General features: G+C 63.3%; 13 protein-coding genes. 8 read left to right on the plus strand and 5 right to left on the minus strand.

Annotation, left to right across the window (positions count from 1 at the left end):
- The first annotated feature begins 4 nt into the window (after nt 1–4).
- From AC0IYH_RS17340 to AC0IYH_RS17360, 5 genes are read left to right on the plus strand one after another with little or no spacing between them, the layout of a single operon-like run.
- Nucleotides 5–799 carry an ABC transporter permease gene (locus tag AC0IYH_RS17340; protein ID WP_065932095.1) on the plus strand — a complete coding sequence of 265 codons (795 nt, stop codon included), beginning with the start codon at nt 5–7 and terminating at the stop codon, nt 797–799.
- Nucleotides 799–1,089 carry a (2Fe-2S)-binding protein gene (locus AC0IYH_RS17345; protein WP_122772782.1) on the plus strand — a complete coding sequence of 97 codons (291 nt, stop codon included), beginning with the start codon at nt 799–801 and terminating at the stop codon, nt 1,087–1,089. The genes AC0IYH_RS17340 and AC0IYH_RS17345 overlap by 1 nt, the downstream gene beginning before the upstream one ends.
- On the plus strand, nt 1,086–2,429 hold the full coding sequence (locus AC0IYH_RS17350) for an FAD/NAD(P)-dependent oxidoreductase (RefSeq protein WP_471835379.1): 1,344 nt from the start codon (nt 1,086–1,088) through the stop codon (nt 2,427–2,429). The genes AC0IYH_RS17345 and AC0IYH_RS17350 overlap by 4 nt, the downstream gene beginning before the upstream one ends.
- Nucleotides 2,426–3,523, plus strand: a complete 1,098-nt coding sequence (locus tag AC0IYH_RS17355) for an NAD(P)/FAD-dependent oxidoreductase (RefSeq protein WP_471835381.1) — start codon at nt 2,426–2,428, stop codon at nt 3,521–3,523. The genes AC0IYH_RS17350 and AC0IYH_RS17355 overlap by 4 nt, the downstream gene beginning before the upstream one ends.
- Before the next feature lie 14 nt (nt 3,524–3,537).
- A complete protein-coding gene (locus AC0IYH_RS17360; RefSeq protein ID WP_471835383.1) occupies nt 3,538–4,569 on the plus strand; it encodes an ABC transporter substrate-binding protein in 1,032 nt (343 codons plus the stop codon).
- Here the strand turns inward: AC0IYH_RS17360 and nadE are convergent, their stop codons facing one another.
- The 3 genes from nadE to AC0IYH_RS17375 are packed head-to-tail and all read right to left on the minus strand — an operon-like array spanning nt 4,570 to nt 7,256.
- Nucleotides 4,570–5,379, minus strand: coding sequence for an ammonia-dependent NAD(+) synthetase (gene nadE / locus AC0IYH_RS17365; protein WP_471835385.1), 810 nt, complete (start codon nt 5,377–5,379; stop codon nt 4,570–4,572).
- Nucleotide 5,380: 1 nt separating this feature from the next.
- Nucleotides 5,381–6,598 (minus strand): nicotinate phosphoribosyltransferase, encoded by a 1,218-nt coding sequence (gene pncB / locus AC0IYH_RS17370; protein WP_122772778.1) that lies wholly within the window; start codon nt 6,596–6,598, stop codon nt 5,381–5,383.
- A gap of 10 nt (nt 6,599–6,608) precedes the next feature.
- The gene (locus tag AC0IYH_RS17375) at nt 6,609–7,256 is read right to left on the minus strand and encodes a nicotinamidase (protein ID WP_471835387.1); all 648 of its coding nucleotides are present in this window, start codon (nt 7,254–7,256) and stop codon (nt 6,609–6,611) included.
- A gap of 146 nt (nt 7,257–7,402) precedes the next feature.
- Between AC0IYH_RS17375 and AC0IYH_RS17380 the strand changes: the two genes are divergently transcribed.
- Entirely contained in the window at nt 7,403–8,095 is a 693-nt protein-coding gene (locus tag AC0IYH_RS17380) for an NUDIX hydrolase (protein WP_471835389.1), read from the plus strand.
- Nucleotides 8,096–8,237: 142 nt separating this feature from the next.
- On the opposite strand, the gene AC0IYH_RS17385 is transcribed toward AC0IYH_RS17380, so the two are convergent.
- Nucleotides 8,238–9,011 (minus strand): L-iditol 2-dehydrogenase, encoded by a 774-nt coding sequence (locus AC0IYH_RS17385; protein ID WP_471835391.1) that lies wholly within the window; start codon nt 9,009–9,011, stop codon nt 8,238–8,240.
- 13 nt (nt 9,012–9,024) lie between these two features.
- Complete coding sequence (locus AC0IYH_RS17390) at nt 9,025–10,284, minus strand: ABC transporter substrate-binding protein (protein ID WP_471835552.1); 1,260 nt, start codon at nt 10,282–10,284, stop codon at nt 9,025–9,027.
- A 260-nt stretch (nt 10,285–10,544) separates the two neighbouring features.
- Here AC0IYH_RS17390 and AC0IYH_RS17395 point away from each other — a divergent pair, with 260 nt between their 5' ends.
- On the plus strand, nt 10,545–11,483 hold the full coding sequence (locus tag AC0IYH_RS17395; RefSeq protein WP_116630200.1) for an AraC family transcriptional regulator: 939 nt from the start codon (nt 10,545–10,547) through the stop codon (nt 11,481–11,483).
- A 154-nt stretch (nt 11,484–11,637) separates the two neighbouring features.
- On the plus strand, nt 11,638–12,585 hold the full coding sequence (locus tag AC0IYH_RS17400) for a nucleoside-specific channel-forming protein Tsx (protein WP_116630201.1): 948 nt from the start codon (nt 11,638–11,640) through the stop codon (nt 12,583–12,585).
- Nucleotides 12,586–12,598 lie beyond the last annotated feature (13 nt).

The following is a 12,598-nucleotide window of genomic DNA, read 5'->3' on the forward strand; positions in this document are numbered from 1 at the left end:
GCGCATGTCCAGAAACGGTCCTTTGGCCCTCGGCTTCCATGGCCTGGTGGTGCTGTTCATGATGGCGCCACTGGTGGTGGTGTGCCTGGTGGCGTTCACCCCGGAGAACACCTTGAGCCTGCCCACCTCGGGCTTCTCGCTGCGCTGGTTTCGCGCAGTGTTCGAGCGCGCCGACTTTATCCAGGCGTTCTACAACAGCCTGATCCTGGCGTTTACCGCCGCCACATTGGCGACGCTGATCGCGGTGCCTGCGGCGTTGGCGATCAGCCGTTACCAGTTCCCGGGGCGCAATTTTTTCAGCGCGCTGTTCCTGTCGCCGATCATCATCCCGCACCTGGTGCTGGGGGTGGCGATGCTGCGCCTGTTTGCGCTGATGGGCGTGAATGGCAGCTTCACCTGGCTGATGCTGGCGCACGTGGTGATCATCACCCCGTACGTGCTGCGCCTGGTGCTGGCGGCGGCGATCGGCATTGACCGCAGTGCCGAGCAGGCGGCCGAGTCCCTCGGGGCCGGGCGCTTTACGCTGTTTCGCCAGATCACCTTGCCGATGATTTTGCCCGGCGTGGCCGGGGGCTGGCTGCTGGCATTCATCAACAGTTTCGACGAAGTGACGCTGTCGATTTTCGTCAGCTCGCCGGCCACGCAAACCCTGCCGGTGCGCATGTATGTGTACGCCACCGAGTCCATCGACCCGATGATGGCCGCCGTGTCGGCGCTGGTAATCGCATTGACGGCGGCGACCATGATCCTGCTCGACCGGGTCTACGGCCTCGACCGCGTGCTGGTGGGGAAGCATTGATGGCCCTGTTCAAACGCCTGGCCGAAACCACGCGCCCTGCCCTGGCCTTTACCCTCGACGGCCAACCGGCAAGCGGCCTGCTCGGCGACACCCTGTTGACCGCCGTACTGACCAGCGCCGAGCACCTGCGCGGCAGCGATTTCAGCGCCGAACGCCGGGCCGGGTTCTGCCTGATGGGCGCGTGCCAGGATTGCTGGGTGCGCCTCGGCGACGGGCGCCGGGTGCGCGCCTGCTCGACCTTGCTGGAAGAAGGCCAGGCAATCAGCCGCGATCCGGGGCGCCAGGTATGAAACCGATTGTGATTGTAGGCGCAGGCCCGGCCGGCATCAGCGCGGCGCGCACCCTGCTCGACCATGGCATTACCCCGTGCCTGGTGGATGAAAGCCTGCGCGGTGGCGGGCAGATCTATCGGCGCCAACCGGCGAACTTCCAGCGCTCGGCCAAGCAGCTGTATGGCTTCGAAGCAGGCAAGGCCGAGGCCGTGCATCGCACCCTGGATGAGCTGGCGCCGCTGGTCGACTACCGCCCGCAAACCCTGGTGTGGAACGCCGAGGACGGCCGTCTGGATATGCTCAGTAACGGCCACGCAATGAGCGTCGAATACGCGCAGCTCATCGTCGCCACTGGCGCCACCGACCGCATCCTGCCGGTGCCGGGCTGGACCTTGCCGGGTGTGTACAGCCTGGGCGCGGCGCAGATCGCCTTGAAGTACCAAGGCTGCGCCATCGGCGAGCGGGTGGCGTTGTGTGGCAGCGGGCCGTTGCTCTATCTGGTCGCGTATCAATACGCCAAGGCCGGCGCCAAGGTAGTCGCCGTACTCGACAGCGCGCCGTTCAGTGCGCAATGCCGCGCGTTACCGGCGCTGCTCGGGCAACCGCTGACATTGCTCAAAGGCCTGTACTACCGCGCCTGGCTGACCGCCCAAGGGATTCCCGTGCATCAAGGCGTCAGCCTCACGCAGATCGACGGTGAACAGCGGGTCAGCAGTATCCGCTGGGGCAATCAAAAGCTCGACTGCGACGCCGTGGCCTTCGCCCACGCCCTGCGCAGCGAGACGCAACTGGCCGATCTGCTCGGCTGTGAATTTGAATGGAACGTCCTGAACCGCGCCTGGCTGCCGCAACGCGACAGCGCCGGGCGCAGCAGTGTGAACGGCGTTTACCTGGCCGGCGACGGTGCCGGGATCATGGGCGCGGATGCCGCGCAAATGGCCGGCGAGCGTGCAGCATTGGCGCTGTTGGAAGACGCGGGTATCGCCGTCGACCCTCGCCGCGCCGCCGTGCTGGAGCAGCAATTGGCAGGCATCCAGCGCTTCCGGCATGGCCTCGAAACCGCCTTCCCCTTCCCGGCGCAATGGGCCGCGCAGGCGCCGGATAACTTGATCCTGTGCCGCTGCGAAGAAGTCAGCGTGGGCGACGTGCGCGCGGTGGTGGATGAAGGCCATTGGGAGATCAATCGGGTCAAGGCCCATTGCCGCGTCGGCATGGGCCGCTGCCAGGGCCGCATGTGCGGGCTGGCGGCAGCGGAGATTGTTGCCGAGCGCAGTGGCCGCGGGATTGAAAATGTCGGCCGTCTGCGCGGCCAGGCGCCGATCAAGCCGCTGCCGTTTGGTGTGCAGGTGCAGCCATGATCGACGTCATCGTGTTGGGCGGCGGGATTGTCGGCGCGTCGGCGGCCTTGATGCTCGCGCAAAAAGGTCAGCGCGTGGCGTTGGTGGAGCGGGACTTCTGCGGCTCGCATTCCAGTGGCGTCAACTACGGCGGTGTACGGCGCCAGGGTCGGCCGTTGCACCAGTTGCCGTTGTCGCAGCGTGCGCATCAGCTGTGGTCCGACTTGCCGGGGTTGATCGGTATCGATGGCGAGTACGTGCGTTCCGGGCATCTGAAACTCGCGCGCAGCCATGTGGACTTCGCCGCGCTTGAGGCCTACGCAGAGCAAACGCGAGGCTTCGGCCTGGGCTTGCAACTGTTGGATTACGCCGAGTTGCGCGCACGCTTCCCGTGGGTCGGCGACATCGCCGTGGGCGCGTCGCTGTGCCCCGAAGACGGCCACGCCAACCCGCGCCTGGTGTCGCCCGCCTTCGCCCGCGCCGCGCAGCGCCTTGGCGCATCGATCTACGAACAGGCCGAAGTGATTCAAGTCGAACATGATGGCCAGCACTTCCAGGTGCACTGCGCCAACGGCCTGCACCTGCACGCGCCGTGGTTGCTCAACTGCGCCGGCGCCTGGGCCGGCACGCTCGCCGCGCAATTTGGCGAGCCGGTGCCGATCACCTCGGCGCACCCGGCGATGCTGGTCACCGAGCCGTTGCCGGTGGTGATGAACGTCAGCACCGGCGTCGAAGGCGGTGGCATTTATGCGCGCCAGGTGGCACGGGGCAATTGCATCCTCGGCGGTGGCCGTGGCTTTGCCCTTGGCCCATTGAAGGCCCGCCCCGGCCAGGCGGCGGTGCTGGAAATTCTGCGCAATGCCGGCGAACTCTACCCGTTTCTCAAGGGTGCCCAGGCGATTCGTACCTGGAGCGGCACCGAAGGTTACCTCCCCGATCATGAACCGGTGATCGGCCCCAGCAGCATCCAACCTGGCCTGCTCCACGGTTTCGGCTTCGCCGGCGCCGGGTTCCAGCTGGGCCCCGCGGTCGGTGAAGCCCTGGCAGAGATCGTCTGCTCCGGGGCCAGCCGCCAACCCATCGAAGCGTTTTCCATCCGTCGTTTCCAAGCCTGAGAGGAAAAACACCCATGCACCCACGTATTGCACTGTCCTGCTTGACCCTCGCGTTGCTCGCCTCCACCGCCCAAGCCGCGCCCACGCTGTACCTGGGCATGAACGGCGGCACCATGGAACGGGTGTACGCCGACAAGGTGCTGCCCGCGTTCGAGAAGGCCAATAACGTCAAGGTGGTGATCGTGCCCGGCACCTCCTCGGACATCCTCGCCAAGGTCCAGGCCAACAAAGACAACCCGCAGATGCACGTGATGTTCCTTGACGACGGCATCATGTACCGCGCCATCTCCATGGGCCTGTGCGACAAACTCGCGCCGAGCCCGACGCTGGAGCAGATCCCGGCCAAGGCCAGAATCAAGGACGAAGCCGTGGCCGTGACCCTCGGCGTCACCGGCCTGGGCTACAACGCCAAGATGTTCAAGGAAAAAGGCTGGGCCGCACCCACCTCATGGATGGACCTGGCCGACCCGAAGTTCAAGGACAAAGTGGTGTTCCAGTCCCTGGCCTCCTCCACCTTCGGCCTGCACGGGTTCCTGATGTTCAACCGCTTGCAGGGCGGCGACGAGACCAACGTCGACCCGGGTTTCAAGGCCTGGCCAAAAACCGTCGGCCCCAACGTGCTGGAATACATCGCCAGCTCGGCGAAAATCTCCGAGATGGTGCAGACCGACGAAGCGGCGATTTTCCCTTTGACGCCCACCCAGGTGGCCACGCAAAAGCTGCTCGGCGTGCCGATGGAATATGCGCAACCCAAGGAAGGCGCGGTGGTGCTCAACGTCGCCGAATGCGTGATCGCGCGTAATGACCAACCCGAACTGGCGCAGAAACTTGCGGCGTTCCTGCTGACCGCCGAAGCCCAGGCGCCGGCGCTGGAGGAAGGCGACCAGATCCCGTCAAACCCGACCACCCCGACCACCGACAAGACCCGTGCGCGGGTGGAAGCCATGCAGGGCTACTTGCAGACCGCAATTTCGATTGACTGGGACCAGGTCAACCAGGCGCGGCCGGAGTGGAACGCACGCTGGAGTCGTTCAATCGAGCGCTGATCAAGCCGGGGCAATCGGCAGCGCACGTTTGTGCGCTGTCTTGCTGTAGGCGCCTTCCACAATCTCCCTCACCCGCTCGCTCACCGGTTCGCCCATCAGGTACGCGTCGATCTCTGCGTAGGAGCAACCATAGGCATGCTCATCCAGCCTGCCCGGCACCAGCTCTTCCAGGTCGGCAGTGGGGTGTTTGTGTACCAGGTTGGCCGGCGCACCGAGGGCGCTGGCCAGCAGACGCACCTGGGTTTTGGTCAGGCCCGACAGCGGCGCCAGGTCGCAGGCACCGTCGCCGAATTTGGTGAAAAAGCCCATCAGCGCTTCGGCACCGTGGTCGGTGCCGACCACCAGGCCATTGTGCAGGTTGGCCACGGCGTATTGCGCGATCATCCGCGTGCGCGCCTTGACGTTGCCCTTGATGAAGTCGATGTGTGCGGCGCTGGCTTCGGCGGCGGTGAGGCTGGCCATCAGGCCGTCGACGCTGGCGGCGATGTTGAGGCTGTCGATGTGGTCCGGGGTGATGAAGTTCAAGGAGGCCTGGGCGTCAGCTTCATCCGCCTGGGTCTTGTACGGCAGGCGCATGGCGATAAAGCGCGCGGCGTAGCCTTCAGCACGCAATTGCTCGGCCGCCAGCTGGCACAGGCGGCCCGCCGTGAGGGAGTCCACGCCGCCGCTGATGCCCAGCACCAGGGCCTTGCAGCCGGATTGGCGCAAGGTGGTTTTGATGAAGTCGATGCGCCGTTGAATCTCGAGGGGCTCGCCGCCCTGGACCAATGCGCGGTTGATATTCAGTTCCTGTGCAATACGGTCTTGCATGTCACACCTCCACAGTGCCTACCTTGAATACTTGCGCGGCGTACTGCAAAAACGACGGGTCTTCGCAGACATTCTTGATCGGGTCATCCGAGAACTTCACCACCGGTTCGCCGTGCACCCGCACCAGTTTCATCACGATGCTCAGTGGCTCCACCCCTTCCACATCGCAGGCCAGGCTGGTGCCCATGCCGAAGCCGAATTTGGCCTTGCCGCGCACGTGGCGCAGGATCGGCAGGCATTTTTCGAAGTTCAGGCCGTCGGAGAACATCAGGTCCTTGGTCATCGGGTCGATGCCCAGTTGCTTGTAGCGCGCCAGCACCTTGTCGGCCCAGGCGATGGGGTCGCCGGAGTCCTGGCGCAGGCCATCGTAAAGCTTGGCGAAGTACAGGTCGAAATCCTTGAGGAAAAAGTCGGTGCTGATGCAGTCGGTCAGGGCAATGCCCAGGCGCCCACGGTATTCACGCACCCAGTGTTCCAGCGCGGCGTTCTGGCTTTCGCGCAGGCGCCCCAGTTGCTGGTGCACCATCAGCCATTGGTGGGCCATGGTGCCGATCAGCGGCAGGTCGAATTCGTAAGCCAGGTGCGCGTTGCTGGTGCCGACGAACTGGCCGGGGAAGTCGCGGCGCATGATGTCGACCACTTCGCGCTGGGCCTTGAACGACAGGCGCCGACGGGTAGAGAAGTCCGAGACGCGCAGGTCGGCCAGCTCGTCGCGGCTGAGGTTTTTCTCCAGCCAGTCGAACTTCTGGTAGAGCTTGCGGGTGACGTCTTCGAGGGTCACGTCGGGGTATTTGTCGCGGTTGCGCAACTCGCTGACCAGCGCCAGTACCGGCTGCTCGAACATGATGCAGTGCAGCATCGGGCCGACCACACGGATGTTCAGTTGGCCGTCGACTTCACTGACATGGATATAACGCAGGTTGAAGCGGAACAGGCCGAGGAAGCGCTCGTAATCGGGCGTCAGGTATTCGCGAAAACGCGGGTTGAACAGAAAACGCAACTCGCCTTCACGCATCTGCAGGCCGGCGAGGTGCTCGAGCTCGGCGCGCAATTGCGGGATCAGGTGGCCGAGCTTTTCCCGCGAGCGCACGATGAAGTTGTACTCCACATCGACGTTGGGGTACTGGTGCAACACCGCCTGCATCATGGTGAAGGTGTAGTAATCGGTGTCGAGCAGGCCCTGGATCACCGGGGCTTCGTAGTCGTAGGCACTTTCCATGGTGTTCTCCTTAACGCGCGGCCATCGCGGCCAGTTCTTCGCGGGTGTTGCTGATGGCAGCCCCCGCCTTGAGCAACTCATTCACGGCCTGCACGCCGCCCTCCTCGCTGATACCCCGGCATGCCGGCAGGTACAGCACCACGTCGAGGCCGGCCTTGAGCAGTTGCAGCGCGGTGGTCTTGACGCAGTAGTCCAGAGCCAGGCCGCCGACGATCACGCGGGTGACGCCGTGGGCCTTGAGGTACTCGATGACGCCGGTGGAGAGTTTGTCGTGCAAGTCGTGGTAGCAGGCGCCATAGGGGTGCAGGTCGGGTTCGACGCCTTTCCAGACGAAGTAGTCGTAGTCATAGGGCGTGGGCAGTTCGTCGAGCAAGGTGAAGCCCTCGGTGCCCGGCACGCAGTGGCTGACCCAGGTGACATCGGCGTGGGCCAGGCCGGTGGGTTGCAGCATCTCGCTGTGTTGCCTCACCACCCACGGTGCGTGCGGGGTGTGGGCGTCCTTGCTGCCGACGCGGTGGCAGGCGAGGCTGGCCATGTAGTTGAGTTCGGCACCGATCTGGTCACCGCCGGCCACCGGCAACTCGTTGGGGCACAACGGCGTGAAGCTCTTCTGGGCATCGACGTCGAAGGAAGCAAGGGCAGTTTTCGCGAGGGTCATGGTGGTTCTCCTGTGGCTTGGAAACAAAAGTACACGTCATGTACTTTCATTGCAAGAAACATTTAGTTATCTATGCAGGAGCCAGTACATGACATATCTGTTCGATCCGCTAGACTGTGCCCCACCGCTGTTCAGAAGGACGTCCCATGCCCCTTAGCCCCTACCTCCATACCGTCGATTTGTGCGTGCTGTGTTATTGCCGCGCCTCCGGGGAACTCAAGCTGCTGCTGAACAAACGCGACGCCGAGCCCTTCGCCGGGCATTGGGCGCTGCCGGGCGTGGTGGTGAATGGCGACGTGCAAGATCTGAGCCTCAAGGATGCCGTGGAGCGCTTGCGCGCCAGCAGCAAGGTCGGCCTGGCCCTGGCCTGGAGCGAGCAAGTCGGCACCGTGGGGGATGCGTTTCGCGATCCGCGCTGCTGGTCATCGTCCACTTACTATCTGGCGATCGTTGCGGACGAGGTGAGCCTGGGCGAGCATCAGGGTTGGTATTCGCTCAAGGCGGTGGCGGACGGCAGCATCAAGTTGCCGTTCGATCACAACAGCATCGTGGCGGCGGTGCAGGAGCGCTTGTTGTCCAAGTCGCTGTACAGCAGCTTGCCGCTGTTGTTTCTGGGCGATGAATTCAGCGCACCGGAAGCGACCACGATCTTTTCCCTGGTGCTGGAGCGGCCGGTGCTCAAGACCAGCATTCGCCAGCGCTTGTTGAAGCTGACTGAGGCGGGGTATTTGCGTGAGACCGGGCGCAAGAAGCATGGCGAGGGCGGCCGGCCCCAGGCGACGGTGGAGAATCTAAGGCCTGGAGCGGTGTACTTCTTTGATCGCAGTTTTGCTGATTAGCCCCGATCCCAAGAACACCAGAGGTCAAATAAATGTGGGAGGGGGCTTGCCCCCGATGGCATTGGGTCAGCTGATGCATATCCAACTGACACACCGCTATCGGGAGCAAGCCCCCTCCCACATTTTTCTCCGCGTACAGGCTTCAGTTCATCCAGTTACCGCCATCCACGTTGTAGGTCTGGGCCACCACATAATCGGCGTCTTTGGAGGCCAGAAAAACCGCCATCCCGGTCAGATCCTGCGCCGTGCCCATCCGCCCAAACGGCACTTCATCCCCTACCCGCTTCTTCTTCTCCCCCGGCGCCAGCCCTTCATGTCTGGCAAACAGCGCATCCACACCGTCCCAATGCTCGCCATCCACCACGCCCGGCGCGATGGCGTTGACGTTGATGCCCTGCTTGATCAAATTGAGCCCCGCCGATTGCGTCAGGCTGATCACCGCCGCCTTGGTCGCGCAGTAGATCGCCACCAGCGGCTCGCCGCGTCGCCCGGCCTGGCTGGCCATGTTGATGATCTTGCCGCCATGGCCCTGGCTGATCATCTGCCGCGCGGCCGCCTGCAGGGTGAACAGCGTGCCGGCGACGTTGATCGAGAACAGCCGCTCATAGCTGTCGCGGGTGATATCGACAATGGGCGCCAGGTCGAACAGCGCCGCGTTGTTGACCAGGATATCCAGCTTGCCGACCTGGGCGACCACGGCGGCAATCGCGCTGTCGATGGAAGCCTGGTCGGTGACGTCCATCGCCACCGCGTAGGCCTGGGGGCCCAGCTCGGCTGCGGTGGCTTGGGCGCGTTGCAGGTTGATATCGGCAATGGCCACGCTGGCGCCTTCGGCGATATACGCCTGGGCAAACGCGCGACCGATACCCCGCGCCGATCCGGTGATCAGCGCGCTTTTACCTTCGAGTCGTTTCATGCTGAGGTCCTGTTTATTTAGGGTAGCCGGCGCGTTTCATCTCGCGCTCGGTGGTGGCCTGGGCTTCGAGCAACGCCTGGTCAACCGTCATGCCGCCGGTGAGCGCCGCCGAGAACAGCTTGCCGACCGAGGTACCAATGGCCTGGAACTCGGGGATGGTCACGTACTGGATGCCCACATACGGCACCGGTTTGGCCGACGGGTGCGCAGGGTCGGCGTGCTGCATCATTTCCAGGGTCACCTGTGCGAACGGCGCGGCCTTCAAGTACGCCGCGTTGTAGGTGGATTGGCGCGTGCCCGGCGGTACGTTGGTGATGCCTTCTTTATCGGCGACCAGTTGGATGTAGTCCTTGGAGGTCGCCCAGGTGATAAAGGCCTTGGCGGCGTCCTTGTGCTTGGAGGTGGCCGGAATCGCCAGGGACCAGGCGTAGAGCCAGGACGAGCCCTTGTCGGTGACCTCGGTGGGCGCGGCGGCAAAACCTACGCTGTCGGCAACCTTGCTCTGCGCCTTGTCGGTGGTGAACGAGCCGGCGACACTGGCATCGACCCAGATCGCGCATTTGCCGCTGTTGAACAACGCCAGGGTTTCGTTGAAGCCGTTGCTGGACACGCCCGGCGGGCCAGATTGCTTGAGGGTGTTGACGTAGAAGTTGGCCGCCGCCGTCCACTCGGGGCTGGTCAGCTCGGGCTTCCATTGTTCGTCGAACCAGCGCGCACCGAAGGCGTTGGCCATGGTGCTCAGGAGCGCGATGTTCTCGCCCCAGCCGGCCTTGCCGCGCAGGCACATGCCGTACTGGCCCTTGTCTTTGGCGGTGAGCTTGGCGGCGAACTCGCCGAGCTGGGTCCAGGTCGGGTGCGCGGGCATGCTCAGGCCGGCTTGCTGGAACAGGTCGGTGCGGTAGTAGGTGACGGTGCTTTCGCCGTAGAACGGCAAGGCGTACAGGGTGTTGTTGACCGACAGGCCCTGGCGCACCGCCGGGAAAATATCGTCGGCGTCGTAGTCGGCCGGCAGTTGGGTCAGCGGTTCCAGCCAGTGCTTGGCGCCCCACAGCGGGGTTTCGTAGGTGCCGATGGTCAGCACATCGAACTGGCCGCCCTGGGTGGCGATATCGGTGGTGAGGCGCTGGCGCAGCACGTTTTCTTCGAGCACCACCCAATTGAGCTTAATGTCCGGGTGCTGTGCTTCGAACACCTTGGACAGGCGCTGCATGCGGATCATGTCGCTGTTGTTGACCGTGGCGATGGTGACCGTGTCGGCGGCATGGCTGGGCATGGCCAGCGCCAGGCCGGACAGCAGGAACAACGCGTGAGGAAGCTTGAGCATGGCGGTATCCACCTGTTGTTTTTGTTGTTGAGCGCCGATTACAGCAGCTTGGCCAGGCCGTCACAAACGCATGGCGGATGCCCGACCGATACTTTTTTAACCACCGCCCCAGGATCAAAAAAGTATCAGTGCCGGGCGAGACCGGGGGTAGCGCAAGCCTGCCCGAGGCGCGTATTTTGGCCGGACCCACTGTACAAGAGGCAGCCTCAATGCCCGTCGACCGCGCCACCCTGTTCGAGCATCGCCCCGCCGAGCTGGAGGTGATCCTGCCCGAGCCGGACCACTGTTTCCGCTGGTTCGAACACGACTATCCCTATGACCTGGCGCGCTGGAACCACCACCCCGAATTCGAAATCCACCTGATCCGCCAGGGCAGCGGCAAGTTGGTGGCGGGCGACTATATTGGCGCGTTCAGTGCCGGGCATGTCGCGCTGATCGGCCCTGACCTGCCCCACGACTGGATCGGCGAATTGGCCCCCGGCGAATACCTGGCCGGTCGCGATGTGGTGCTGCAATTCGACGGCGCCGCCCTGCTCGCCCTGCGCAAGACCCTGCCGGAACTCGGCGACTTGCACCCGTTATTCGAACAGGCCCGACGCGGCCTCGAGTTCAGCGGTGAAACGGCGCTGCAGGCGGCGCATTTGATGGAAGCCATCGGCGCTGCCCACGGCCTGCAACGGCTGATCCTGTTCCTGCGACTGCTCGACACCCTGAAAAACGCCGCGCCGCCGCAGGTAAAGGCCCTGGCCAGCCCCTGCTACGCGCCGACCCTGGACGCACGCAGCGCCGAGCGCATCAACAAGGCTTTCGATTATTTGATGCGCGAACTTACCGGCGACGTGCGCCTGTCGGTGATCGCGCAACAACTGGACATGAGCGAACCGGGCTTCTCGCGCTTCTTCAAGCGCAACACCGGCCACGGGTTTATCGACCTGATGCGCAAGTTTCGCGTGCAGCGCGCCTGCCGCTTGTTGTTGCAAAGCGAAATGTCGGTGGCGGATATCTGCTTTGAAGTGGGCTACGCCAACCTGTCGAATTTCAACCGGCATTTTCGCATCGAGATGAACCAGACGCCGAGCGAGTATCGGCGCGAAACCGCGATGCACCTGTTCAAGCGCATCGAGAAAATGACACCCAGTCAATTTTGACCAAAGGGTCGACTAATTCCGATTTTTCCCAGGCTGTTCAATCCCTTGATCAAAGTTGGTACGCCACGTGCAAACGTTTGCGGAACGAACTTGGCAACCAAGTTCACCGTTACCCGAGAATCGGGTTCAAACCGCGTACGAATAGGGATTTTCAATGCACTCGACCTCAAGGCCTCGCGCCTGCTTTGGTGTTTCCTTGCTACTGGCCGCCGTTACGGGAGTACTCAGTGCCCCCATTTTGGCGCAGCAAAAACCGGTCGATGACTCAGCACAGGGCGAAACGCTCAGCCCGGAAGCGAGCCCGGCAAAAAAAGGCGCGTACTGGTCGGACTGGTTCAACCAGGACCTGACACTGATCGGCAGCAAAGACATCAGCTTCGGCCCCAAACCCGCCGATGACGTGTACCTGGAATACGAATACTTCGGCCGCAAGGGCCCGTTCGAACTGTACGGCTACATCGACGTGCCCAAGGTCCTCGGCATCGGCAACAGCAATGACAAAGGTGTGTGGGACCATGGCTCGCCGGTGTTCATGGAGCATGAGCCGCGTATTTCCATCGACTACCTGGCCGGCCGCAGCCTGGCGATCGGCCCATTCAAGGAATGGTATGTGGCGTTTGACTGGATCTACGACCACGGCAGCAACAAGGCCAACCGCGCCAATACGCTGTATAGCGGTTTGGGCACCGATATCGACACCCACTCACGGGTCAACCTGTCGGCCAACTTCTACGGGCGTTACCAGTGGGAAAACTACGGCGCCAGCAATGAATACTCGTGGGACGGCTACCGCGCGCAGATGAAGTACATCGTGCCCATCGCCAGCTTCGACAACGGCGCCTCGCTGACCTATATCGGCTTCACCAACCACGACTTCGGCTCAAGCCTGCACAAGGACAACCCGGCGCGCACCGCCAACTCCACGGTGGCCACCAACGTGCTGCTGTACTCGTTTACCCACCTGCGTTTCACCCTGGTCGGCCGGTACTTTCATAACGGCGGCAACTGGGAGGACGGCAGCGAGCTGAACTTCGGCGAGGGCAACTTCCGCGCCCGCTCCGATGGCTGGGGTTACTACGCCGGCGTCGGCTACCAATTCTGATCAAGGAGTATGA

This window comes from Pseudomonas sp. AC463 (genome assembly GCF_979253585.1).

Bases quoted from the DNA above. Each gene is read 5' to 3' on its own strand.
- AC0IYH_RS17340 (WP_065932095.1), top strand. From the start codon at position 5: ATGTCCAGAAACGGTCCTTTGGCCCTCGGCTTCCATGGCCTGGTGGTG.
- AC0IYH_RS17345 (WP_122772782.1), top strand. From the start codon at position 799: ATGGCCCTGTTCAAACGCCTGGCCGAAACCACGCGCCCTGCCCTGGCC.
- AC0IYH_RS17350 (WP_471835379.1), top strand. From the start codon at position 1,086: ATGAAACCGATTGTGATTGTAGGCGCAGGCCCGGCCGGCATCAGCGCG.
- AC0IYH_RS17355 (WP_471835381.1), top strand. From the start codon at position 2,426: ATGATCGACGTCATCGTGTTGGGCGGCGGGATTGTCGGCGCGTCGGCG.
- AC0IYH_RS17360 (WP_471835383.1), top strand. From the start codon at position 3,538: ATGCACCCACGTATTGCACTGTCCTGCTTGACCCTCGCGTTGCTCGCC.
- nadE (WP_471835385.1), bottom strand. From the start codon at position 5,379: ATGCAAGACCGTATTGCACAGGAACTGAATATCAACCGCGCATTGGTC.
- pncB (WP_122772778.1), bottom strand. From the start codon at position 6,598: ATGGAAAGTGCCTACGACTACGAAGCCCCGGTGATCCAGGGCCTGCTC.
- AC0IYH_RS17375 (WP_471835387.1), bottom strand. From the start codon at position 7,256: ATGACCCTCGCGAAAACTGCCCTTGCTTCCTTCGACGTCGATGCCCAG.
- AC0IYH_RS17380 (WP_471835389.1), top strand. From the start codon at position 7,403: ATGCCCCTTAGCCCCTACCTCCATACCGTCGATTTGTGCGTGCTGTGT.
- AC0IYH_RS17385 (WP_471835391.1), bottom strand. From the start codon at position 9,011: ATGAAACGACTCGAAGGTAAAAGCGCGCTGATCACCGGATCGGCGCGG.
- AC0IYH_RS17390 (WP_471835552.1), bottom strand. From the start codon at position 10,284: ATGCCCAGCCATGCCGCCGACACGGTCACCATCGCCACGGTCAACAAC.
- AC0IYH_RS17395 (WP_116630200.1), top strand. From the start codon at position 10,545: ATGCCCGTCGACCGCGCCACCCTGTTCGAGCATCGCCCCGCCGAGCTG.
- AC0IYH_RS17400 (WP_116630201.1), top strand. From the start codon at position 11,638: ATGCACTCGACCTCAAGGCCTCGCGCCTGCTTTGGTGTTTCCTTGCTA.